Here is a 23,378-nt window from a genome sequence, read left to right on the forward strand (position 1 = left end):
GTCGGGCGCGAACGGGACGCGCCGTTAGAATGCGCGGCTTCCCGCCCCGGCCGCCCCGATGACCCAGCTCCGTGCCATGCCCGATGTCGCGCTCGACCGCGCCGCGACCGCGCGCGCGCTCGATGCGGTGGGCATGGCCGGCATCGCGATCCCGGTCCGCCTCGTCGGGGCCGACGGCGAAGCAATGCAGGTCCCGGCGCGCGTCGATGTCTCGGTCGATCTGCTCGACCCCGCCGCGCGCGGCATCCACATGTCGCGGCTCTACCTCCGCCTGCAGCACGCCTTCGCCGTCGAGCCGCTGACGCCCGAGGGCCTCGCGCACGTCCTGCAGGCGCTCGTCGATACGCAGAACGGCCTGTCGCGCAGCGCACGCCTCGTCGTCCGGTTCGACCACTTGCTGCTGCGCGCGGCACTCGCGAGCGCCCATGCCGGCTGGAAGGCCTATCCGGTCGAGATCGCGGCGGATTGGCGCGACGGCGACGTGGCCATCGAACTCGCGGTCGGCGTCGACTATTCCTCGACGTGCCCGGCCTCGGCCGCACTCTCGCGACAGATGAGCGCCGAGGCCTTCGAGCACGCGTTCGGCGCCGAAGGCAGCGTCGACGCCGCGAGCGTGCGCGACTGGTTGCGCTCGGAGGCGGGACTGGTCGCGACGCCGCACGCACAACGCAGCCGCGCGGACATTCGCGTCCGCCTGGCGGCCGGACTGACGTCCCTGCCGACCGTCGAGATCATCGACCGCGTGGAAGCCGCGCTCGGCACGCCGGTGCAGACGGCGGTGAAGCGCGAGGACGAGCAGGCCTTCGCCGCGCTGAATGCCCGCAACCTGATGTTCTGCGAGGACGCGGCCCGTCGCATCGCGCACGCCCTGTCGTCGCATACGGCCGTGCAGTGCTTCGACGTCAAGGTCGCGCACTTCGAGAGCCTGCACGCGCACGACGCGGTGGCACAGGTGACGGGCGAGGGCGGCGCGGGCTGACACGCACTCGCGAGCGTCGCGAGGTGCGTTTCGAGTACGAACGCGGCTTCACCTCAACGCGGCGCAGCGCGCGACTGATTCGCGGGTCCAGGACGAGCAGGGGGTCGATCCGGAGGTCGAACCGCGCCGTGATCCCGTTACGAATGCGGCTTGACCTCAACGCGCCGCAGCGCGCGACTGATCCGCGGGGTCCAGGACGAGCAGGGGGTCGATCCGAACGTCGAACCGCGCCGCGATCCCGTTACGGATGCGGCTTGACCTCAACGCGCCGCAGCGCGCGACTGATCCGCGGGATCCAGGACGAGCAGGGGGTCGATCCGGACGTCGAACCAGTTCATCCCCCAGTGCAAATGCGGCCCCGTCGCGCGCCCCGTCGCCCCGACCGCGCCGAGCACCGCGCCCTGTTCGACGCGGTCGCCGACGCGCACGTCGATGCGTGAGAGATGGAGGAAGTTCGAGCTGACGCCGTGGCCGTGGTCGAGTACGACCGTGCCGCCCGTCAGGTAGAGGTCGCGATCGGCGAACGTGACGATGCCGGCGGCCGGCGCGTGGATCGGCGTGCCCTGCGCGGCGGCGATGTCCATGCCCGAATGCGGCGCACCTGCGCTGCCGTTGTAGACGCGCTGGTTGCCGAAGCGACCGCTCACGCGTCCCTGCACGGGCCAGATGAAGCGCTGCAGGAAGTCGGTTCGCGCATCGTTGCGCGTGCGGACCGCGGAGACGCGCGCCTGCTCCTCGCGGATGCGTGCGGCGATCGGCGGGGGCGGGTCGACGGTCGAGGGCGGCACGCCATCGATGCGTTCGATCGGCCAGTCGCGCGGAACCACGGCGAGCGAGCGGGTCGCAGACGCGCCCCGCGGGGACGCGATGCGCACCTGCAAGGGGCCGGCCGCATCGCGCGGGATGCCGAACGCGAATCGTCCATCGGGCGCGACGCGCACGGTGCGTTCGCCGAGCGTCACCGTGGCGCCCGGCGTGGTGCGACCGATCACCAGCGCGCCTTGCGAGGCCGATGCGGGAAGCTCGATCGTCGGCAAGGCTGCCGTTTCCGCCGAGTGCGCGGCAGCGCCGGCCGTCGTTGCGGGCGGCGCGGCCGCACATCCGGCGAGTGCCAGCAGGCCGGGCCACAGGATTGCCGTCAGCCGCATCGGGATGCTCCTTGGAGTCGGACGGTCATCATGCGACGAACCACGCGAACGCGCGCTGATGTCAGCGCGGTGGAACCGGATCGTGCCCGCCGGGATGCAGCGGATGGCAACGCAGCAGCCGGCGCGCCGCGAGCCAGCTTCCGCGCACGGCGCCGAAACGCGCGATCGCCTCCATCGCGTACACGGAGCAGGTCGGGTGGAATCGGCAACGTGGGCCGAGCAATGGACTGATCCAACGCTTGTAGCCACGCAGCAGCGCGATGAGTGCGCGGTCGATCACGGTATCTTGATGCTCCGGCTCACCATGATGGCGCCCACGTCCCGGCGCCGGCGATTGTTCGCGACGCGCGTTCGGGACTCCGGAAATCCTCGTGCGCGTGCATGCGAAGGCCCGGTCGTAGCACGCTCCAGCGCGGTTGCCGCGGCTGTTGCGGGCAGGGTATAACAGCGCGCTTTCCCGCCTCAAGGGAAGAAGGACAGGCGCTCGTGGCGACAAAGAAAACCGCGAAGAAGGCTGCCCCGGCGGCCAAGAAGTCCACGGCGAAGCCGGCCGCGAAAAAGGCTGCGAAGCCCGCCTCGAAGCCGGTCGCCAAGAAAGCCGTGCCCGCTGCGAAGAAGGCCGCTCCTGTGGCCAAGAAGGCGCCGGCGAAGGTCGCTGCGAAAAAGTCGGCGCCCGCCGCGAAGAAGGCCGCGCCTGCGAAGAAGGTCGCTGCGCCGGCCAAGGTGCCTGCAAAGGCGCCTGCGAAGGTCGCCGCCAAGGTGCCCGCGAAAAAGGCCGCGGCGAAGTCGGCTACGGCGTCGCGCGCGGTCGAAGCGGCTGCCGCGCGCAAGACCGCGGTCGCCGGCAAGACCGCGTCGCGGTCGGCCGCGAAGCCTGCACCCGCCCCCGTTGCGCCTGCCCGGGCGACGGAAGGCGCGAACGAACGTCTCGTCCGGTCCGGCACTGCCGGCGCCGCGGGGGGCGATATGAAGTCCGGGGCGTCCGGTACGGCGAAGAACGCCGCACGCACGCCTCCTCAGGTGGAGTCGATGAGTAAAAACGTGTCCAACAAGAAGAGCGCGGCGGCCCCGGCCGCGGCGAGCGCGACCGGCGGCACCGCCGCTTCGCCCGCCCAGCGCCCCGCTACCGGCAAGGTCGCCGTCGCCGTCACGACTCCGCGCGGTTCGTCCGCCGGGTCGCAGCGTCCGCGCCACACGCCGGAGTACCGCACCGACGAGGCGACCGGTCGACCGGTCGTTCCCGATGGCTACAAGCCGGCCGCCGACGAGGAATACATGAATCCGCTGCAGCTGGAGTATTTCCGGCAGCGGCTGCTCAACTGGCGTGGCGACCTCGTCGAGGAATCGAAGCAGACGATCGAGAACCTCCGCGAGGAAGTCCGCGACGTCGGCGACGAGGCCGAGCGCGCGACGCGTGAGACGGAGAACTCGCTGGAACTGCGAACGCGCGACCGCTACCGCAAGCTGATCAGCAAGATCGACAGCACGCTGAAGCGGATCGACTCGGGCGACTACGGCTTCTGCGTCGACACCGGCGAGGAGATCGGCCTCGACCGCCTCGAGGCGCGCCTCACCGCCGAGCGCACGATCGATGCGCAGGAGCGCTGGGAGCACCTGCAGAAGCAGATGGGCGACTGATCCGCCTGTCCCGCGATCGCCACGAAGCCCCGCCTTGCGCGGGGCTTCGTTTTTCAGGCGTCGCGCCGAGGCGTCAGCGCAGGTCGCGCAGGTCGAGCCGGCGCAGCTTGGGGGCACGCCAGGCCGTGGCCGCCACGACGCCAAGCGTCATGAAACCGCCGAAGACCACCGAAGGCACGAGGCCCATCATCCGCGCGGTCGCGCCGGACCAGAACGCGCCGAGTTCGTTCGACGAGCCGATGAAGATGCCGTTGATCGACGAGACGCGGCCGCGCATTTCATCCGGCGTGGCCAGCTGCAGCACGGTCGAGCGCAGCACCACGGATACGCCGTCGAACATGCCCGAGACCATCAGGATCGCCGCCGAAAGCCAGAACGACGTCGACAGGCCGAAGCCGATCATGCACAGGCCGAAGCCCGCGACGGCCGCCAGCATGATGCGTCCGGCATGGCGTTCGAGCGGCTTGCGCGCGAGCCAGAGTCCGACAAGCACCGCGCCCAGCGCGGGCGCGCCGCGCAGGATGCCGAGCGCTTCGGGGCCGCGGTCGAGCACTTCGCGAATGAAGGCCGGCGCCAGGGAAATCGCGCCGCCGAGCAGCACGGCGAACATGTCGAGCGCGAGGGCGCCCAGCAGCACTTGGTGGCCGAAGACGAAGCGGATGCCTTCACCGATGCTGCGAAAGATCGGCCCGCGCTGCTGTTCGGTCGCGGGTTCGGTCACGCGCAGGCTCAGCACCGAAATCGCGGCGCCCACCGCGAGCACCGCCGCCGTCGCGTAGGCGACCACTACGCTGCCCGCGCCCACCAGTGCGCCGCCGAGCGCCGGCCCGATGACGAGGCCCGACTGGAAGACGATGCTGCCGATGCTCGCGCCCCGCGTGTACTGCTCGCGCTCGAGCACGCGGCCGAACAGCGCGTTGTAGACGGGCCCGAGGAACGAGCGAACGGTGCCTGTGAGCGCGATCGCCCCGTACATGAGAAGCAGGCGCGACGACGCGGGCCTCAGCGTCACCGCGACCAGCACCAGTGCGGTCGCGGCGAGCCCGAGGCACGCCGCCATGCCGAGCTTGCGTCGCGGCAGGTGGTCGACCAGGTAGCCGGCGAACGGCGCGACGCAGAAGTAGGGAATCACCTCGGCGAGTCCGATCAGGCCCAGGCGCAGGGGATCGCGGGTCAGCTGGTAGATCTGCCAGCCGACCGCCACCGAGACGATCTGGTACGACAGGATCGTGAGGATGCGGTAGCCCATCAGGGCCACGAACGCCGGCACGCGCATCGGGCCGGGCGTCGCGGTCTCGCTCACGAAGCGTCCTGTGCGGCCTGCGCGGTGTCGCGGATGCGGGCGAGCAGGGCGCTGAGCCCGTTGCTGCGCGTGGGCGAAAGATGCTTCGACAGGCCGATGTCGGCGACGAACGTCGGCTCGGTCGCGAGGATCTCCGCGGCCGCGCGTCCCGAGTACACGCGCAGCGCCAGGAAGATCAGGCCCGAGACGATCGCGGAGTCGCTCGCCGCGAGGAAATCCAGCCGCGCGGACCCGCCGGCATGGACGATCCACACTTTCGACTGGCAGCCGAGCAGCCGCGTCTCCTCGGTGCGGAGCGCGTCCTCCATCGGCGGCAGCTTGCGGCCGAGGTCGATCAGGTACTGGTAGCGCTCCGCCCAGTCGGAGAAGAACGCGAACTCGTCGCGGATCGCCTGCTGCGCCTCGTCGGCGGTCGGCTCGAGCGGGAAGACGGTGTCGGCCATCGAACGTTCCTCAGCCGCGGCGCCAGCGGACGCCGCCCGGGGTGTCTTCGAGCAGTACGCCTTCGGCGGCGAGCTGGTCGCGGATCGCGTCGGCACGCGCGAAGTCGCGCGCGGCTTTCGCCGCGACGCGCTCGTCCACCAGCGCGGCGATGCGCACGTCGTCACCTTCGGCGCTTCCGCGTGCGAACCAGTCCGCGGGCGCCTGCTGCAGCAAGCCGAGCGCGAGGCCGGCGCCCAGCAGGCGGGTCTTCAGCGCGGCGAGCTCGGCGGCGTCGGGCTGGGACGATGCCAGGAGCGCGCGCGCTTCGCGGGCCGTCTCGTTGACGATCGCAAGCACCTGCGGCGTGTTGAGGTCATCGTCGAGTGCCGCTTCGACGGATGCCGGGATCGCCGCCGTCGCCTCCACGGTTGCGAGGTCGCGCAGCGTGCCGTACAGGCGGTCCAGCGTGCGCACGCACTGCTCGATGACCGCGGCCGACCACTCCAGCGGCTGGCGGTAGTGCGCCGACAGCAGCGCATAGCGCAGCGCCTCCGGCGGATGGGCTTCGAGCAGGTCGTGGATCTTCTCGATGTTGCCGAGCGACTTGCTCATCTTCGTGCCGCCGAAGTTGAGCATGCCGTTGTGCAGCCAGTAGCGCGCGAAGATCCGCCCGCCGTGCGCGCATTCGCTCTGCGCGATCTCGTTCTCGTGGTGCGGGAACTGGAGGTCGACGCCACCCGCATGGATGTCGATCGTCTCGCCGAGGTGCGCCTCCGCCATCGCCGAGCATTCGATGTGCCAGCCGGGGCGGCCGCGGCCCCACGGCGAGGCCCAGCCGGGCAGGTCGTCGGTGGACGGCTTCCACAGCACGAAGTCGCCGGGATCGCGCTTGTACGGCGCCACGTCGATGCGCGCGCCGGCGATCATCTCGTCGCGGTCGCGGCGCGAGAGCTTGCCGTAGCCCTCGAACGAGCCGACCGCGAACAGCACGTGGCCCTCGGCGGCATACGCGTGGCCCGATCCGATCAGGCGCTCGATCATCGCGACGATCTGCGGGATGTGGGCCGTCACCGCGGGCTCGGCATCCGGCGCGACCGCGCCCAGCGCCGCCATGTCCTCGCGGAAGGCGGCGGCGAAGCGGTCGGTGATGGCGGAAATCGGGACGCCCTGCTCGCGCGCGGCGTTGTTGATCTTGTCGTCGACGTCGGTGATGTTGCGCACGTAGCGCACGGCGCCGTAGCGGCGGCGCAGCAGCGACGCCAGCACGCCGAAGACGACGTACGGCCGCGCATTGCCGATGTGCACGTAGTTGTAGACCGTCGGCCCGCAGACGTACATCGTCGGGCACGCCGGGTCCTGCGGCTCGAAGGCGTCCAGGCGGCGGGTAAGGCTGTTGTAGAGGTGCAGGCCCATGGGCGGTCGCGGCGCGTGGCGTGAAGCCGGCCATTGTAGCGACGCTCGCCGCGGGGCCCGTGGATGGCCGGCGACAGGGGGCATTCATCGCCACGGCCGCTCGGCCGCATACACTCCCGGGTCCGGTTCCCGCGGAGAGCGCCCCTTGCGATGCCGACTGTCGTTCCTCGCCCTGACGTTGACGCTGCTGCTGCCCGCCGCGGCCGGCGCGGAGACCGTGATCCAGCGCGAGAACGTCCGGTACGAATACGCGCGGGTGCTGCGGGCGGCGCCGGTCTACCAGACGCTGACGGCCACGGGCATGGAGACGCGCTGCGATGACGATTCCCGGATCTCGCGGGTGGTCGGCGTGGTGCGCAATGCCCTCAAGCGTGACCCGAAGGACGGCGACGGCTGCCGCGCGGTGCCGGTGGAGCGCAAGTTCCAGCGACCGGTCGCCTACGACGTCGACTACACCTACCGCGGCGCCCGGTACCGCTCGCGGCTGGCCGAGGATCCGGGGCACCTGCTGCGCATCCGCGTGTCCGTGATGCCCATGCCCTGACTTGCATCGGCCGCCCGGCCGTGCCAGCATCGCCGCCCTCATGCGCCCCGACTACGCCGACGCCGACATCCTGACTTCCGCCTACATGGCGGCGGGGATGACCTCGCGCGCCCGCCGACGCACCTGCCAAACGGCTGGGTGACGCGCGCTTTTCGCCTTTCGGCGACAGACTCGGACCCAGCCTCGCGCTGGGTCTTTTCGTTTTCGGGCCCGGCGAACCTTCCCCGGAGACCCCATGAAGCACTTCCTCAATACCCAGGACTGGACCCGCGCCGAACTCGATGCGGTGCTGGCCGACGCCGCGGCCTTCAAGCGTTCGAAGCTCGGCGACCAGCTGAAGGGTCGTTCCATCGCGCTGGTGTTCTTCAATCCGTCGATGCGCACCCGCACGAGCTTCGAGCTGGGTGCGTTCCAGCTGGGCGGCCACGCGGTCGTGCTCCAGCCCGGCAAGGATGCGTGGCCGATCGAGTTCGACCTCGGCACGGTGATGGACGGCGACACCGAGGAGCACATCGCGGAGGTCGCGCGCGTGCTCGCCCGGTACGTGGACCTGATCGGCGTCCGCGCCTTCCCGAAGTTCCAGGACTGGTCCGTCGATCGCGAGGACCGCGTCCTCAAGGCGTTCGCGCAGTACTCGACCGTGCCCGTCATCAACATGGAGACGATCACCCATCCGTGCCAGGAACTCGCGCATGCGCTCGCGCTGCAGGAGCACTTCGGCACCTCGGACCTGCGCGGCAAGAAATACGTGCTGACGTGGACCTACCATCCGAAGCCCCTGAACACGGCGGTCGCGAATTCCGCGTTGACCATCGCGACGCGCATGGGCATGGACGTGACGCTGCTCTGCCCGACGCCCGACTACGTGCTCGACGAGCGCTACATGGGCTGGGCCGAGGAGAACGTAGCGGAAAGCGGCGGCTCGCTCACGGTCAGCCACGACATCGACAGCGCCTACGCGGGTGCGGACGTGGTCTATGCGAAGAGCTGGGGTGCGATCCCGTTCTTCGGCCGCTGGCAGGACGAGAAGCCGATCCGCGACGCACACAAGCACTTCATCGTCGACGAGCGGAAGATGGCGCTGACCAACAACGGCGTCTTCAGCCACTGCCTTCCGCTGCGACGGAACGTCAAGGCGACCGACGCGGTCATGGATTCGCCCGCCTGCATCGCCATCGACGAGGCGGAGAACCGCCTGCACGTGCAGAAGGCGGTGATGGCCACCCTCATCGCCCAGCGCGGCTGATTTCCTCCTTTCTCCGAGCAGACCCATGACCACCGACGCCTCCACGCCGTCCGCCTCGCGCGACATCGTCCTCGCCTTCTCGGGCGGCCTCGACACCAGCTTCTGCGTTCCATACCTCAAGGAGCGGGGCTGGAACGTCCACACCGTGTTCGCCGACACCGGCGGCGTCGATGCCGAGGAACGCGCCTTCATCGAGCAGCGCGCGCATGAACTCGGCGTGGCCAGCCACGTCACCGTCGATGGCGGTCCCGCGATCTGGAACGGTTTCGTCAAGCCGTTCGTGCAGGCCGGCGAGGCCTACCAGGGCCAGTACCCGCTGCTCGTCTCCGACCGCTACCTGATCGTGGACGCCGCCCTGGCGCGGTGCGCCGAGCTCGGCACGGACGCCATCGCGCATGGCTGCACCGGCATGGGCAACGACCAGGTGCGGTTCGACCTGGCGGTCAAGGCGCAGGGCACGTACCGCATCGTGGCGCCGATCCGCGAAATCCAGAAGGAGCACACGCAGACGCGTGCCTACGAGCAGGCGTTCCTCGAGGAGCGCGGGTTCGGCGTGCGTGCCAAGCAGCAGAGCTACACGATCAACGAGAACCTGCTGGGCCTGACGATGTCCGGCGGCGAGATCGACCGCTGGGATGCGCCGGGCGAGGGCGCGCAGGGCTGGTGCGCGCCGCGCGAGTCCTGGCCGACCGCGCCGCTTCGCGTGAGCGTGCGCTTCGAGCGCGGCGAGGCGATCGCACTCGACGGCCGACACATGCCGGGCCCGCTGATCCTGTCGACGCTCAATACGATGTTCGCCGCCTACGGCGTCGGCCGCGGCATGTACACGGGCGACACCACCATCGGGCTCAAGGGCCGCATCGTGTTCGAGGCGCCCGGGCTCGCCGCGCTGCTGGTCGCGCACCGCGCGCTGGAGGAAGCGGTGCTGACGAAGCAGCAGAACCGCTTCAAGCCCGACGTCGCGCGCAAGTGGGTGGAGCTGGTCTACGAGGGGTTCTTCCACGATCCGCTCAAGACGGACCTCGAGGCCTTCCTCGACAGCTCGCAGCGCACCGTGAACGGCGACGTCGTGCTCGAGACGCGCGGCGGCCGCGTCGACGCCGTCGCGGTCGAGTCGCCGCACCTGCTCAACGCGAAGGGCGCGACGTACGCGCAGTCCGCCGACTGGGGCGTCGAGGAGGCCGAAGGCTTCATCAAGCTGTTCGGCATGAGCAGCACGCTGTGGGCCGAGATCAATGGCGCCAAGAGCGGAGCCGCGTCCGATGCGTGAGGCCGTGCTGCGCCACCTCGAGGCGCTGGTGGCGTTCGACACCCGCAACCCGCCGCGTGCGATCGGCACCGGCGGGATCTTCGACTACCTGCGTACGCACCTGCCGGGCTTCGACGTGCGTGTCACCGACCATGGGGCCGGCGCGGTGTCGATGCTGGCGGTGCGCGGCCGCCCCACGCGCCTGTTCAACGTGCACCTGGACACGGTGCCGTCGTCGGCCGCGTGGTCGGCCGATCCGCTGCGGTTGCGTCTCGACGGCGAGCGCGCCATCGGGCTGGGCGCCTGCGACATCAAGGGCGCGGCGGCCGGTCTGCTCGCGGCCGCGGCCACGACGGACGGCGACGCCGCGTTCCTGTTTTCGACCGATGAAGAGGCCAATGACCCGCGCTGCATCGCCGCCTTCCTTGCGACCGCCCACGGTTTCGACCAAGTGCTCGTCGCCGAGCCGACGAACTGCGAAGCGGTGCTCGCGCATCGCGGCCTGAGTTCGGCGCGCATCGCCTTGCGCGGTGAGGCGGGGCATGCGTCGTCCCCGGATGCGATGCGGCTGAGCGCCGTGCATCGGGCGATGCGCTGGGGGGTGCGTGCGTTGGACCATGCGCAGTCCCTCGCGCACGAGCGCTTCGGCGGGCTGACCGGCCTGCGGTTCAACATCGGCACCATGGCCGGGGGCATCAAGGGCAACGTGATCGCGCCGAACGCGGAACTGCGCTTCAACTTCCGGCCGCTGCCTTCGATGGACATCGACGCGATGCACGCGCAGTTGCGGGGCTTCGCCGGGGACGGCGAGATCGACGCCTACGAGGAAACCTTCCGCGGGCCACCGCTGCCCGCCGGGTTGCTGCACGAGGCGGAGCGGCAGCGCCTCGCCGCGCGCGACCTCGCCGACGCGCTCGACCTGCCGATCGGCAATGCCGTCGACTTCTGGACCGAAGCCTCGCTGTTCTCGCAGGCAGGCCTGACCGCGATCGTGTTCGGGCCGGGCGACATCGCACAGGCGCACACCGCGGACGAGTGGGTCGCGCTCGACCAGCTCGACCGCTACGCCGCACACGCGGCCCGCATCATCGGAAGCACGCCGGCATGACGCCGATCGAAGACATCCAGACGCGGCAGACGATCGTGCGCCTGCTGTCCAGCATGGGCAGCGCGAAGGAGATCGACCAGTACCTGCGCCGCTTCGCGCAGCTCGACGCCGAGCGCTTCGCAGTCGTGAAAGTGGGCGGCGCCGTTCTGCGCGACGACCTCGACGCACTCGCGTCCTCGCTCGCCTTCCTGCAGGACGTCGGCCTGACCCCGATCGTCGTGCACGGCGCGGGTCCCCAGCTCGACGAGGAGATGGCGGCGGCGGGTATCGAGAAGCAGACGATCGACGGGCTGCGGGTGACGCCGCCCGCCGTGCTCGCCGTCGTACGCCGCGTGATGCAGGCGCAGAACCTGCGCCTCGCCGAGGCGCTGCAGGAGGCGGGTGCGCGCTCGACGTCCATCGTCTCCGGCGTCTTCGAGGCCGGCTACATCGATCGCGAGCGCCTCGGCCTCGTCGGAAGCGTCGATCGCGTCGAGCTCGCGCCGATCCACGCGAGCCTTCGCGTCGGATCGATCCCGGTCATCGCGAGCCTGGGCGAGACGGTCGACGGGCAGATCGTCAACGTCAACGCCGACTACGCGGCGAACGAGCTCGTCCGCGTGCTGCAGCCCTACAAGATCGTGTTCCTCACGGGCACGGGCGGCCTGCTCGACGGGGAGGGCGACGTGATCGACTCGATCAACCTGTCGACGGAATACGAGCACCTGCTCGCCCAGCCGTGGCTGACCGGGGGCATGCGGCTCAAGATCGAGCAGATCCGCGACCTGCTGGACGCGCTGCCGCCGGCGTCGTCGGTCTCCATCACGCGGCCGGCAGAGCTCGCCAAGGAGCTGTTCACGCATCGCGGCTCCGGCACGCTGGTGCGCCGTGGCGAGCGCGTGCTGCGCGCGGCGTCGTGGACGCAGCTCGATACGGCGCGACTGCGCGGGCTGATCGAATCGGCCTTCGGTCGCCGACTGCTCCCCGATTATTTCGAACGCAAGACGCTGCACCGTGCCTACGTGAGCGAGAACTACCGCGCCGCGGTGCTGCTGACGTACGAGAACGGCATGCCCTACCTGGACAAGTTCGCGGTCCTCGACGAAGCGCAGGGCGAGGGCCTCGGCCGCGCCGTCTGGCAGGTGATGCGCGCCGAGACACCGTCGCTGTTCTGGCGTTCGCGTCGCGACAATCCGGTCAACGGCTTCTACTTCGGCGAGTCGGACGGCAGCGTGCGCGAAGGCCCGTGGCAGGTGTTCTGGTACGGGCTCCCGGACCTCGCAGCCGCCGCCCGCTGCGTCGAGTACTGCGCGTCGCATCCGCCGTCGCTGGAGAATCCGCGATGAGCGCGACGCCGACGCTCGTCGGCCACCACGTGCGACTGGAGCCGCTCGACGCGTCGCATGCGTCGGGGCTCGAACAGGCGGCCGCCGACGGCGCACTATGGACGCTGCCGTTCACCAGCGTGCCGGCGCCGGGCGATGCACCTGCGTACATCGCGGCCGCGCTGGCGGCGCGTGAGCGCGGCGATGCCATCCCGTTCGTGGTGCGCGACGCGGCGGGCGAGGTCATCGGCTCGACGCGGTATTACGACGTCGAGCCGAGCGTGCCCAACCTGCATATCGGCTACACCTGGTATGCCGCCCGCGCGCAGCGCACGCGGGTCAACACCGAAGCGAAGAAACTGCTGCTTGCCCATGCCTTCGGCACGATGGGCTGCGAGGCGGTGATGTTCGAGACGAGTCACCTCAACGCGCGGTCGCAGGCGGCGATCGAGCGCCTCGGCGCGAAGCGCGACGGAATCCTGCGGGCGCACATGCGGCACCGCGACGGCAGCCTGCGCAATACGTACCGGTATTCCATCCTCCGATCGGAATGGCCCGACGTGGAGCGACGGCTCACCGAACGGCTGGAGGCGCGGGCATGAGCACGATTCCCGTCAGCCTGGTCGGTGCGCGTGGCCACGTCGGAGCGGCGCTCATGCAGCTGTTTGCTGCGCACCCCTCGTTGCGACTGGTGCACGCGGCGTCCCGCGAGCGGGCCGGCCAGCCGGTGGCGACGCAGGTCGCCGGCCTGGATCCCCACCTCCGCTACAGCGCGCCGTCGCCCGACGCGCTGCCGGCATTGCCGGGCGGGGCGTACGTCCTGGCGCTGCCGAACGGCATGGCGGCACCGTACGTCGAGGCGATCGAGCGCATCGCGCCGGATGCCGTCATCGTCGACCTCTCGGCCGATTGCCGTTTCGATGCGGACTGGCACTACGGCCTGCCCGAGCTCGCGGCGTCGGCGCCCTCGCGACGCATCTCGAATCCGGGCTGCTACGCCACCGCGATGCAGCTGGCCGTGGCGCCGATGCTCGATCGCCTCGAGGGTCCGCTGCAGTGCTTCGGCGTCTCCGGCTATTCCGGCGCGGGCACGACGCCGTCGCCCCGAAACGACCCGCTGCAGCTGCGCGACAACCTCATGCCGTACGCGCTCACCGGGCACGTGCACGAGCGCGAGGTCACGCGTCACCTCGGGCATGCCGTCGAGTTCATGCCGCACGTCGCGCCGTATTTCCGCGGGCTCACCGTGACGGCGAACATCCACCTCGCCGCGCCGGTCACGCATGATGCGGTGCAGGCGATCTACGCGATGCGCTATGCCGATACGCCCCTGGTCGACGTCGTCGCCGAGGCGCCCTGGGTGAGCCGGATCGCCGGCAGGCACGGGGCGCAGGTCGGGGGCTTTGCGCTGTCCGGTGATGGCCGGCGGCTGGTGGTGGTGTCGGTGCTCGACAATCTGCTCAAGGGCGCGGCGACGCAGGCCGTGCAGAACCTCAACCTGGCCTTCGGGCTGGATGCGCTGACGGGCATCGATCCGCGCGCGATCGTGGAGACGCTCGCATGAGCCTGTTGTGGCAGAAGGGCGGCGTCGAAGTCGACGAGCGCATCCAGGCGTTCCTGGCCGGCGACGACGTGCTGCTGGATCGCGAGTTCTTCCTGCAGGACATCGCGGCCTCCCGCGTCCATGCGGAAGGACTCGTCTCGATCGGCATCCTGTCCGACGCCGAATGCCGCGCCATCGCCACCGCGCTCGATGCGCTGGCCGAGGAGTGGCGCCGCGGCGAGTTCGTGCTGGACGAGCGCTACGAGGACGGCCACTCGGCGATCGAGGCCGTGCTGACCGAACGTCTCGGCGATGCCGGGCGCCGCATCCACACCGGACGCAGCCGCAACGACCAGGTGCTCGTCGCGACGCGCCTGTGGCTGCGCGAACGGCTGGATGAACTCGCGACCCGGTGCGCCGAGATCGCGTCGGTCGCGCTCGATCGCGCCGCGTCCGAGGCCACGTTGCCGATGCCCGGCTACACGCACCTGCAGCGCGCGGTGGTGTCGTCGGCCGGCCACTGGTGGGCCGGATGGGCCGAGGCGTTCATCGACAACGCGCACCGTGCACGCCAGGCACGCGAGGCGATCGACGCCAATCCGCTCGGCACCGCCGCCGGCTACGGCGTCAACCTGCCGCTGGCCCGGGACGCCGCCACCGAAGCGCTCGGCTTCGCGCGCCTGCAGGTGAATCCGGCCTACGCGCAGCTCTCGCGCGGCAAGTTCGAAATGGCGGCCCTCGAGGCATTGGGCGCGGCCACGCTCGACCTGCGGCGCTTCGCCTGGGACGTGAGCCTGTTCACGACGGCCGAGTTCGGTTTCGTGGCGCTGCCGGCGCGCTACACGACGGGCAGTTCGATCATGCCCAACAAGCGCAATCCCGACGTGGTGGAGCTTCTACGCGCGAGCCATGCGGTCGTCGCGGCCGCACGCGCAGAGATCGAGCAGGTCGTCGCGCTTCCCTCGGGCTACCACCGCGACCTGCAATTCACCAAGGCGCCGCTGGTGCGCGGCATGTCGCACGGGCTGCGTGCCCTCGCGCTGCTGCCCGACCTCATGCGCCACCTCGAATGGCGCGACGCGGCGATGCGCGCGGCGATCGATCCGTCGCTCTACGCCACCGACCTCGCGATCGAGCTGGCGCGCGACGGGGTCCCGTTCCGGGACGCCTACCGCAAGGCCGCCGAGCCGGGGCGATGGGCCGCGCGCGATCCGCAGGCCAGCCTCGACGCACGCTGTTCACCGGGTGCCACGGGGGACCTGAGGATCGACGCTCTGCGCGCGCGGCTGGGCGCCGTCGCGACCGGCTAGAACGGCGTCGGGCACGGGCACCACGCCGACAGGATGCGCGTCGTCGTCCATTCGCAGGACGACGACGCGATGTCGACGAAGCGCTTCAGGGACACCGGGTGCCGCGCCGAGCGTCTCGGCGATCTCATGGAGGGCCACGTTCGAGAACGCGCCGCGCCGGTCGTTGCCGGTGAAGCGCAGGCGGTTGTATTCCGCCCAGCCGAGCAGGCCGCATGAGGAGAGCACGGCCATGACCGGCAGGATGAAGACCACGAACGGATCGAGCTGCTCGCTTCGCTCGTAAAGCTCGCCGTACATGTCGCGAAGGCCGAACCACCACAGCACGAGGGTCAGGCCGGGCAGCCAGAGGTAGGCATACGCGATCCAGAACGCGAACGTCACGAGCCCCCAGAACGTGCGGGTGGCGGGTCGTTGCGCGCGACGCACCCGGATGAGCGCGGCGTCGGCCTTCATGCGCGCGGCTCCTGTAGGCCGCGGTCGGGGCTGACCCAGGTGGCGCGCCCGCGGCCCCGCCGGAGCAACGTCTTCGGCACGGCCACCAGCGTCGTCACCAGGCTCAGCAGCCAGTAGGCGACCGGGTACCAGATCATCCAGTAGTAGTTGCGGCCGACGCGCATCTCGTAGCGGCGGTCGATGATCAGGCTGGTGGCGAACTGCAACAGGCAGACCAGCGCCAGGATCATGCCGTGCCACGAGGGGATCAGCGTGTGCACGCGCAGCGCCACCGGAAGCTCCACGAAGCGGCCGAGCGCCCACAGCACGAAGACGAAGCCCATCACGTAGGCCCAGAAGACGCTGAGCATGTACTCGGCGACCACCGGCCACATGCGGCGCTTGCGCCAGTCGAAGAGGCTGGTGAAGTAGCGCAGGATGACCTCGACGCCGCCCTGTGCCCAGCGCAGCCGCTGCTTCCAGAGTCCCTTGAGGGTCTCCGGCATCAGGATGAAGCACAGCGCGTTCGGTTCGTAGCGGATGTCCCAGTGGTCGAGTTGCAGCCGCCAGCTGATGTCGATGTCCTCGGTGATCATCGTCTCGGACCAGTAGCCGATCCGATGCAGCGCGCTGCGCCGGAAGCCGGCGATGACCCCCGAGATGGTGAAGACGCGGCCGTACACCCGCTGCGCGCGCTTGATCATGCCGATGATCGCGGAGAACTCGCCCACCTGCAGCCGGCCGAGCAACGACGAGCGATTGCGGATGCGTGGATTGCCGGTCACCGCGCCCACGCGCGGGCCGTCGGTCAGGTGCCAGACCATCCAGTGCATGGCGTACTCGTCGAGCAGCGCGTCGCCGTCGATGCAGACGAGGTATTCGGCGTCCGCGGCGAGCGCGCCCATGCGCAGCGCATTGGCCTTGCCGAGGTTGCGGTCGAGGTGCAGCACGCGCAGCCGCGGATGCACCGCGGCGAGCGCGTTCAGCTGGTCGGCGGTGTCGTCACGGCTGCCGTCGTTGATCGCGATGACGTCGTAGTCGGGATACTGCTGCGACAGCGCTGCCGCCAGCGTCTCGCGGACGTTCGACCCTTCGTTGTGGCAGGGAATCAGCAGCGCCGCGGGCGGGTAGTGCAGCAGCGGCGGCGGGAGGTCGCGGGGCGCGGCATGGCGCTCGCGACGCACGAAGTAGTACAGCGCGCCCGTCACCCACAGGAACGACATCACGATCGGATAGAAGAACGTGAAGTCGAAGACGGCGCGGATCAACGCGGCTGCCCCAATGCAGGACGCGCGCGTCGATACGGCGGCACGGTGGTGGCTTCGGCGATCCGTCGCCTGGACTGCTCGCCCCACGGCCGCGCGGAAGGGCGCGGCCCGTGGAGCGTGGTTCGGATCGGAAACGGCACGCGGGCACCCGGTGGGACCTGCGCGCAGTCTCGCCATCGCGATGTGGTGCCCCGGTCAACGTGACGGGCAGCACGGTCGATCGCGTCCCGAGGACGCTCGAAAGGCCCGGGGTCAGGTCAGGCGCTGCATCGGCACGTCGCGATGGATGCCCAACAGGCGTGCGTCCTCGCCCATCGTGAGGGTGATGGACTTCGCATGCGCGAGTCGCTGCACCAGTTCCCGAGGCGCGAACAGCGAGTCCGCCACGTCCGCGTCGGCCACGTCGTCGGCGGTGGCGCGGCGGTCGGGCCCACCGAACTTGTGCCGGTTGTATTCCGCCCAGCCGACGAGGAGCAGGGTCGCGACGACCGCCAGTACGAGGATGACCAGGAAAATGTGGTTGTCGAAGCGGTTGTTGCGGACGTACAGCTCGATGTAGCTGTTGCGTACGCCCATGATCCAGGCGAGCAGGGTGATCGCCGGGAGCCACAGGTAGGCGTAGAGCATCCATGCGGCCAACGTGAGCACACCGTGCACCGTCCGGCTCGCGCCGCCGGCGCCGTTCTTCGGGCTGTAGATGAAGGGGTTCTGGACGGGGTTGGTCGGACTCATCGGTAGCCTCGGTCGGGACTGGTCCAGGTGGCGATGCCACGGGGCTTGGAGAAGATCGTCTTGGGGACCGCGACGATCGTGGTGAACAGGCTCAGCAGCCAGTACGCCAAGGGGTACCAGATGATCCAGAAATAGCTCCAGCCGATGCCTTTCTCGTAGCGACGGTCGATGATCAGGCTGATCGCGAACTGGAGCAGGCAGGTGACGCCCAGCACGACGCCGTGCCAATGCGGGATCAGGCCGCCGGTGTGCAGGCGCGGCGGGATGTCGAAGAAGTAGCTGAGCAGCCAGAGCACGATGGACAGCAGCATCACGTACGCCCAGACCACGCTCAGTAGGTACTCGAGCACCACGCCCCACATGCGGCGGCGACGCCAGTTGTTGAGCGACTTCGCGTGGCGCGTGATCACCTCGACGCCGCCGCGGGCCCAGCGCAGGCGCTGGCGCCACAGGCCCTTGAACGTCTCGGGCATCAGGATGTACGCGAGCGCGTTCGGCTCGTAGCGGATGTCCCAGTGGTCGATCTGCAGGCGCCAGCTGACGTCGATGTCCTCGGTCACCATGTCGTCCGACCAGTAGCCCACGCGGTGCAGCGCGGTCTTGCGGAAGGCCGACACCACGCCCGACACCGTGAAGATGCGGCCGTAGCTGCGCTGCGCGCGCTTGATCATGCCGATGATCGAGCTGAACTCGCCGACCTGCATCTTGCCCAGCAGCGTCGAGCGGTTGCGGATGCGCGGGTTGCCGGTGACCGCACCGACGCGCGGGCCGCTGGTGAGGTGGGAGACGAGCCACTGCGTCGCGTCGGGGTGCAGCAGCGCATCGCCGTCGATGCAGACCAGGTATTCGCTGCGCGCCGCGATGGTACCCATGCGCAGGGCATTGGCCTTGCCGAGGTTCCGGTCGAGGTGGATCACCCGGAGGTTCGCGTGGCGTTCTGCGAGTGCGTCCAGCCGCGCCGCCGTGTCGTCGGTGCTGCCGTCGTTGATCGCGATGATCTCGTAGTTGGGATATCGCTGGTCCGCCGCCGCGGCGATGGTGTCCTCCACCAGCGCCCCTTCGTTGTGGCAGGGCACGAGGATCGCGACCATCGGATAGGTCTGCATCTGCGGCGGCTGGTCCACGCCGGGCGTGCGGCGTTCGCGTCGCAGGTAGTAGTAGATGCCGCCCGCCATCCAGAACAGGGACATCACGATCGGATAGAAGAAGGCGAACCCGAACAGCGCGCCGAGGAGATCGAACTGCGGCATCTCAGCGCTCCAGGTAGGGGAACGCACGGGCGCTGATGGCGGCGCGTGCGGGGTCGAGGGGCGGCTGATCCTTCAGGGGCTGGTCCTGGGTATAGGCGACGTGGCGTCCGCCGCTCGCGATCACGCGGCGCGCCTGCGCCTCGAGCTCGCTTGCGGCCAGGGTGCGCGTACCGTCGCCCGCGTCGATCACGAAGACGGTGCGGTCGAGTCCGTCCGGGGTCCGGGCGACGTCGGCGACGATGCGGTCGACCACGCCGCGCGAACCGCGGTCGTCGTGCGGCAGCATCACCGCCACGAAATCGTGGTTCGCCGACAGCGACGGGAGCGCCTGGGCCAGCGCGGCGCCGTCGCCTGCGTTAGCGCTGACGGCGCGGACGGTGACGAGGCCCGGACGCCACTGCCGGGCGCGGGCTTCGAGCGCGTCGGTCGAAACGCCGGCGGTCGCCGCGTCGCCAGCGAAGACGAGGCCCGAAATGGGTGCCGACATCGCGAGGTCGCCGATCGCGTCCGCGCTCGATGCGGCGGCGTCGCCTGCCGGAAGCCACGCGAACGTCTCGACGCCGGCACGCGAGGCGAGCCGTGCGACCACGTGCGCGAAGAGGTCCGACCGCACGGGCAGGCGACCGGGGAAGTAGGCGGCGTCCGCTCGGCCGTCGCCGTTCGTGTCGGACAGGGCCTGCAGGAACACATGCGTCGGGCGGATGCTGCGGATCCGCTCGACCAGCGCCTCGACGTTGTGGGACGTCGTCGCGGCATCGCTGCCGACGACGTCATCGAGCGCGACGCGCACCGCGCGCATGCCGTCGAGCCGGACGTCGCGCCGCAACTCGTAGGCCAGATCGCCGGCGCCGGGATTCTCGTTGGCGACCAGGCGCATCGGACGCATCGCGTCGTCGTCGAGTCGCGTGCGGCCCGCGAATCGGACGTCGCCCGTGCCCGTGCGGCCGCCGGCGTCGAGCACGAGGGGCATGCCGAGCGATTCGGCGATCGAGCGTGCGATCCCGCCGCCGGCACCGGTCGGCCACACCACCGCCTGCGGACGTCGGCCCGTGGCGCGCTGGATCAGGTCGGCGCTGGTGGCGAGGTCGCGGCGCAGGCGTTCGCGAAGCTGGGCCTCGGATTCGTACCCGCCGTTCCAGCCGCGCGAGGTCGCGGGAAGCAGGTCGCCCTGCGGCGTCGCGGCGATCGGGTTCGCGAGGTCATGCCCCTGCGAAGCGAACTCGACGAGGCCGCTGGCCTGCATCGCCTTGACGTCGGCCCAGCCCAGGAAGTCGCTGCTGCCCAGGTCGCGTCCCGCCTCGCGTACGGTCGTGCCGGCGGGCAGGTCGATGCGTGCGGTCGGCACGGCGACGAGTGCCGGGTAGTTGAACGCGCGCAGCAGCGGGTAGGCATGGGTGTAGACGCTGCGATAGCCGCCGTCGAACGTCAGCAGCACCGCCTTGTCGGGCAGGGCGCCGCGGCCGGCGCGTGCATCCCGCACGGCCTGCGCGGTGACCGGCACGTAGCCGTGTGCGCGCAGCCAGTCGAGCTGCATCGCGAGGTTACGCGTGGAGATCGTGCCGACGTCGGGGTTACCGTCCGCGATGCGGTCGCGGACGTCGTGCCATCCGAGCACGACGAGCGCTTCGGCAGGGCGCGGCATTGCAGCCGCGGCGAGAAGAGCGAGAGAAAGAACGACCGATCGCATCAGAACCCCCAGCGGTAGGCCGCTTCGAAAGCCAGGCGGCGTTCGCGGCCGCCGTCGTACACCGGCCGTGCCCACGACACGCCGTACGTGAAGGTGTGCCCTTGCGCCGGTCGCCATTCCTGGCGATAGGCCACGGACGGCACCCAGTGCGTGCCATAGCCCTCCTGCCAGTACGGGCCCGCCTCGATGTCGAGCCGCTGCCGCAGGTAGGCGTCGTAGCGGCGCCAGATGAGGTGGTTGAAGCGCAACCCGGCGGTGACCATCGCGTCCTGCGCCGGATTGAAGTACGGCGCGTCGTCCCGCGAACCGCGGCTCAGCCACAGCGAGCCGAGGCCTTCGATGCTCAGGTGCGGCGCGGTGTACAGACGCCAGCGACCGAACGCGGAGAGCTGGTCGCGCTCGTTGCCGTCGCTGTACCGCAGGTGCTTGAGGCGCATGTCGATCGCGCCGAGATCGCTCGGCCGCCATGAGGTGCCGACCGACACCGAGTCCGCCTTGAAGCCCGCGCGCCGCGCCTGCAGCGAGGTGTCGACGTCGTTGTCGGCCACCTGCGCACGCAACGTCCAGGCGTCGTTGAGCATCCAGCTCGCATCGAAGGTCCAGGCATTGTCCTTGCGCGGCTCCTCGACCTCGTAGGCCGAGGCGCGGAGGCCGAGTCGCCCGTAGCGGTAGTCCACCGCGCCGCCGATACGGCGGTAGCGGAGCGTGTCCGGGCGGAAGTGCGCGTCCACCGTGTCGCCGACGATGCCGACGCGCCAATGGTGGTCGAGTAGCGGCGTCCAGGTCTCGAAGTTGAAACGGTGGTCCTCGATACCGAACTGCGAGCCCGCGGCGCTGTCGGCCTCGTTGCGGCCGCGCACCCAGCCGATGCGACCGATCGGGCCCATGCGCAGCCAGACTTCGTTCTGCAGGCGCTGCGCATGCAAGTTCTCCGGATAGCGGGCCTGGACACGGTCGTTCGCGTCCAGCGCCTCGTCGATCCGCCCGAGTTCGAACAGCGCGGAGACGCGTCCGATCTCGGCGTCGCGCGCGCGCGGGTCGAGGGTCAGCGCCATGTCGTAGCGTTCGAGCGCGGCGGTGGGATGGCCGCGGCGGTATTCGAGCGCGCCCATCGCCGCCTGCGTCGGCGCGCGGTTCGGGCCCGTGCGCACGAGGCGCTCGATGATCGTCTGCGCGCGGGCATTGTCGTCCGCGAACGAGATCATCTGGGCGTAGGTCATCTCGGCGCGGTACCGGCGCCAGTTGGCCTGGTCGAATTCGGCGCCTGCGCGCTCGATCCACGCGGGCTGCGACTCGACGAGTTTCTCGAGCATCGGCAGCGCGACGTCGAAACGTTCCTGTTCCAGGAGCGCGTAGGCAAGCAGGATGCGCGTGTCGACGTCGGACGGATTGAGCTGTACCGCGCGCTCGAGCGCGGCCTGGGCCTCCGCGGGACGACGCAGCGCGAGGTAGGAATCGCCCGCCGGCCCGTGCGCATACGCCGGCAGGTCGACGCCTTCGCGCTTGAGCGCTTCGTACTCGTCGATGGTTTCCTGATAGCGGCCGAGTGCGTTCAGCAGCGTCAGCGAGTCCATGCGCAGGCGGGTCTTCTCCCACTGCGTGCGGTCGGTGTGCGTCTGCAGCTCGCGCAGTGCGTCGTAGGCGCGGCGCAACTCGGCGTTCGGATCGTCCGCGTTCTCCGGATACGCCATGCCCCAGCCGATCGCACGGGCGACCCGGTCGCCCTGGATGCGGTCGCGCTGGAAATCGGCGAAGGCCGCGGGCCAGCGGGCGCGCAGTTCATCCGCGCGGTAGGCGGCACCGAGGTCGGCGAGGGTGATCGCCTGCATGCGGTAGGCGACGTCGTCGCGCGGGTCGGCGGCGAGGAGGTGCCCGTAGATCGCGAGGGCTTCCGTGAAGCGCTCGGCCTTGCGGGCGGCCTCGGCGTCGGCAAGCAGGCGGTCGCGGACCTCGCGCCCGGTGACGGCGGGCAGGCGGGCGGCTGCGGCGGCCGCCGCGGGGGGCGGAGCCTCCTGTGCCATCCCGGGCGTCCATACCAGGGGCAGCAGGAGCGCCAGGGCGCTGTAACGAAGTGGACGCACGTCGGAATCCGGAAGTTGTCGAAATGGTGGCTGAATGCCGTGCCGGGAGTCTTCCCGTGCCCATGTGAAGACAACGTGCGATAAACGGAGAACCGCATCACAATTTTTGCGGCGTTTGTCCGTCGAGCGGACAACGCGGGTCGCCCGCACTGGCCGGAACCGGCAGTACGGGGTAGGGCTCGGCAGTTTGGTTCCGCACCCCCGACGGGCGGCGCGCCTCAGCTCGCGTCGGGATCCGCGAGTTCGTTGAGGTGCTCGACCCGCTGCTTCGCGGTGTCGGCGATCTCCGAATCCCAGGGCGACGGCCCGCGGACGATCACGTTCGGAATGACCGCGGCGGACGACTGTCGCCAGATCGAATTCAGCGATTCCCGGTCCGGGTGCGACAGGATCAGCGCGGAGAGCATGCAGTCGTTGACCTGCGCGCGGCCGATCATGATCGCGAGGTACTGCGCGAGCAGCGACATCTGGTCCTTCAGGAAGGCGACCTCGCTCTCGAGGGCTTCGATCGGGTCCTGCGGGGGCGGTTCGGTGGTCATGGCCCGAGCCTGACAGGCCGGGCTTGGCGGACCGGTGAAACCGGAGGCCGGAAACGAAAAAGCCGGCACAGGGCCGGCTTTCGCGCTGGATATTGGTCGGGGAGACAGGATTCGAACCTGCGACTTCTACGTCCCGAACGTAGCGCTCTACCAGGCTGAGCTACACCCCGACGGGAGGCCG

22 protein-coding genes and 1 tRNA gene are annotated in these 23,378 nt (G+C 70.1%); 10 read left to right on the forward strand and 13 right to left on the reverse strand.

Going from position 1 to position 23,378, the window contains the following annotated elements:
- Positions 1-58: 58 nt before the first annotated feature.
- Positions 59-979, forward strand: a complete 921-nt coding sequence (gene folE2 / locus ACY35P_RS08700) for a GTP cyclohydrolase FolE2 (protein ID WP_462115438.1) — start codon at positions 59-61, stop codon at positions 977-979.
- Positions 980-1,239: 260 nt separating this feature from the next.
- Here folE2 and ACY35P_RS08705 read toward each other — a convergent pair whose 3' ends face one another.
- Both ACY35P_RS08705 and yidD read right to left on the reverse strand, forming a co-directional pair.
- The gene (locus ACY35P_RS08705; protein ID WP_462115439.1) at positions 1,240-2,127 is read right to left on the reverse strand and encodes a M23 family metallopeptidase; all 888 of its coding nucleotides are present in this window, start codon (positions 2,125-2,127) and stop codon (positions 1,240-1,242) included.
- 61 nt (positions 2,128-2,188) lie between these two features.
- A complete protein-coding gene (gene yidD / locus ACY35P_RS08710) occupies positions 2,189-2,407 on the reverse strand; it encodes a membrane protein insertion efficiency factor YidD (protein WP_462115440.1) in 219 nt (72 codons plus the stop codon).
- A gap of 206 nt (positions 2,408-2,613) precedes the next feature.
- Between yidD and dksA the strand changes: the two genes are divergently transcribed.
- Positions 2,614-3,765, forward strand: a complete 1,152-nt coding sequence (dksA, locus tag ACY35P_RS08715; RefSeq protein ID WP_462115441.1) for an RNA polymerase-binding protein DksA — start codon at positions 2,614-2,616, stop codon at positions 3,763-3,765.
- Between the two features lie 73 nt (positions 3,766-3,838).
- Here dksA and ACY35P_RS08720 read toward each other — a convergent pair whose 3' ends face one another.
- Genes ACY35P_RS08720 through cysS form a run of 3 tightly spaced genes read right to left on the reverse strand, consistent with a single transcriptional unit; the run spans position 3,839 to position 6,904 of the window.
- Complete coding sequence (locus ACY35P_RS08720; RefSeq protein ID WP_462115467.1) at positions 3,839-5,041, reverse strand: MFS transporter; 1,203 nt, start codon at positions 5,039-5,041, stop codon at positions 3,839-3,841.
- 23 nt (positions 5,042-5,064) lie between these two features.
- Positions 5,065-5,511: a SufE family protein gene (locus ACY35P_RS08725; RefSeq protein ID WP_462115442.1), complete on the reverse strand. Its 447-nt coding sequence runs from the start codon at positions 5,509-5,511 to the stop codon at positions 5,065-5,067.
- 10 nt (positions 5,512-5,521) lie between these two features.
- Positions 5,522-6,904 carry a cysteine--tRNA ligase gene (gene cysS, locus ACY35P_RS08730; protein WP_462115443.1) on the reverse strand — a complete coding sequence of 461 codons (1,383 nt, stop codon included), beginning with the start codon at positions 6,902-6,904 and terminating at the stop codon, positions 5,522-5,524.
- 145 nt (positions 6,905-7,049) lie between these two features.
- On the opposite strand from cysS, the gene ACY35P_RS08735 reads away from it, so the two are divergent.
- The 8 genes from ACY35P_RS08735 to argH all read left to right on the forward strand — a co-directional run bounded on the left by ACY35P_RS08735 (position 7,050) and on the right by argH (position 15,208).
- Positions 7,050-7,448 carry a hypothetical protein gene (locus ACY35P_RS08735; protein ID WP_462115444.1) on the forward strand — a complete coding sequence of 133 codons (399 nt, stop codon included), beginning with the start codon at positions 7,050-7,052 and terminating at the stop codon, positions 7,446-7,448.
- 235 nt (positions 7,449-7,683) lie between these two features.
- On the forward strand, positions 7,684-8,694 hold the full coding sequence (locus tag ACY35P_RS08740) for an N-acetylornithine carbamoyltransferase (protein WP_462115445.1): 1,011 nt from the start codon (positions 7,684-7,686) through the stop codon (positions 8,692-8,694).
- Positions 8,695-8,719: 25 nt separating this feature from the next.
- Entirely contained in the window at positions 8,720-9,964 is a 1,245-nt protein-coding gene (locus tag ACY35P_RS08745; RefSeq protein ID WP_462115446.1) for an argininosuccinate synthase, read from the forward strand.
- Positions 9,957-11,051 (forward strand): acetylornithine deacetylase, encoded by a 1,095-nt coding sequence (locus tag ACY35P_RS08750; protein ID WP_462115447.1) that lies wholly within the window; start codon positions 9,957-9,959, stop codon positions 11,049-11,051. The genes ACY35P_RS08745 and ACY35P_RS08750 overlap by 8 nt, the downstream gene beginning before the upstream one ends.
- Positions 11,048-12,376 carry an acetylglutamate kinase gene (locus tag ACY35P_RS08755; RefSeq protein WP_462115448.1) on the forward strand — a complete coding sequence of 443 codons (1,329 nt, stop codon included), beginning with the start codon at positions 11,048-11,050 and terminating at the stop codon, positions 12,374-12,376. The genes ACY35P_RS08750 and ACY35P_RS08755 overlap by 4 nt, the downstream gene beginning before the upstream one ends.
- Positions 12,373-12,957: a GNAT family N-acetyltransferase gene (locus tag ACY35P_RS08760; protein WP_462115449.1), complete on the forward strand. Its 585-nt coding sequence runs from the start codon at positions 12,373-12,375 to the stop codon at positions 12,955-12,957. The genes ACY35P_RS08755 and ACY35P_RS08760 overlap by 4 nt, the downstream gene beginning before the upstream one ends.
- Positions 12,954-13,919, forward strand: a complete 966-nt coding sequence (argC, locus tag ACY35P_RS08765) for an N-acetyl-gamma-glutamyl-phosphate reductase (protein WP_462115450.1) — start codon at positions 12,954-12,956, stop codon at positions 13,917-13,919. The genes ACY35P_RS08760 and argC overlap by 4 nt, the downstream gene beginning before the upstream one ends.
- A complete protein-coding gene (gene argH / locus ACY35P_RS08770; RefSeq protein WP_462115451.1) occupies positions 13,916-15,208 on the forward strand; it encodes an argininosuccinate lyase in 1,293 nt (430 codons plus the stop codon). The genes argC and argH overlap by 4 nt, the downstream gene beginning before the upstream one ends.
- On the opposite strand, the gene pgaD (ACY35P_RS08775) is transcribed toward argH, so the two are convergent.
- The 8 genes from pgaD (ACY35P_RS08775) to ACY35P_RS08810 form a co-directional block, all read right to left on the reverse strand.
- Positions 15,137-15,661, reverse strand: a complete 525-nt coding sequence (gene pgaD, locus ACY35P_RS08775) for a poly-beta-1,6-N-acetyl-D-glucosamine biosynthesis protein PgaD (protein WP_462115452.1) — start codon at positions 15,659-15,661, stop codon at positions 15,137-15,139. The two genes, argH and pgaD (ACY35P_RS08775), sit on opposite strands and share 72 nt — an antisense overlap.
- Positions 15,658-16,923, reverse strand: a complete 1,266-nt coding sequence (pgaC, locus tag ACY35P_RS08780) for a poly-beta-1,6-N-acetyl-D-glucosamine synthase (protein ID WP_462115468.1) — start codon at positions 16,921-16,923, stop codon at positions 15,658-15,660. The genes pgaD (ACY35P_RS08775) and pgaC (ACY35P_RS08780) overlap by 4 nt, the downstream gene beginning before the upstream one ends.
- A 237-nt stretch (positions 16,924-17,160) precedes the next feature.
- Positions 17,161-17,640, reverse strand: a complete 480-nt coding sequence (pgaD, locus tag ACY35P_RS08785) for a poly-beta-1,6-N-acetyl-D-glucosamine biosynthesis protein PgaD (protein ID WP_462115453.1) — start codon at positions 17,638-17,640, stop codon at positions 17,161-17,163.
- Positions 17,637-18,890 carry a poly-beta-1,6-N-acetyl-D-glucosamine synthase gene (gene pgaC, locus ACY35P_RS08790; protein ID WP_462115454.1) on the reverse strand — a complete coding sequence of 418 codons (1,254 nt, stop codon included), beginning with the start codon at positions 18,888-18,890 and terminating at the stop codon, positions 17,637-17,639. Before pgaC (ACY35P_RS08790) ends, pgaD (ACY35P_RS08785) begins: the two co-directional genes overlap by 4 nt.
- A 1-nt stretch (position 18,891) precedes the next feature.
- Positions 18,892-20,532: a poly-beta-1,6-N-acetyl-D-glucosamine N-deacetylase PgaB gene (gene pgaB / locus ACY35P_RS08795; protein WP_462115455.1), complete on the reverse strand. Its 1,641-nt coding sequence runs from the start codon at positions 20,530-20,532 to the stop codon at positions 18,892-18,894.
- A 44-nt stretch (positions 20,533-20,576) separates the two neighbouring features.
- Entirely contained in the window at positions 20,577-22,658 is a 2,082-nt protein-coding gene (locus tag ACY35P_RS08800) for a tetratricopeptide repeat protein (protein WP_462115456.1), read from the reverse strand.
- Positions 22,659-22,876: 218 nt separating this feature from the next.
- Positions 22,877-23,197 carry a hypothetical protein gene (locus ACY35P_RS08805; RefSeq protein WP_462115457.1) on the reverse strand — a complete coding sequence of 107 codons (321 nt, stop codon included), beginning with the start codon at positions 23,195-23,197 and terminating at the stop codon, positions 22,877-22,879.
- A 93-nt stretch (positions 23,198-23,290) separates the two neighbouring features.
- A tRNA-Pro gene (locus ACY35P_RS08810) sits at positions 23,291-23,367 on the reverse strand.
- Positions 23,368-23,378 lie beyond the last annotated feature (11 nt).

The sequence above is a fragment of the Lysobacter xanthus genome, from assembly GCF_047159895.1.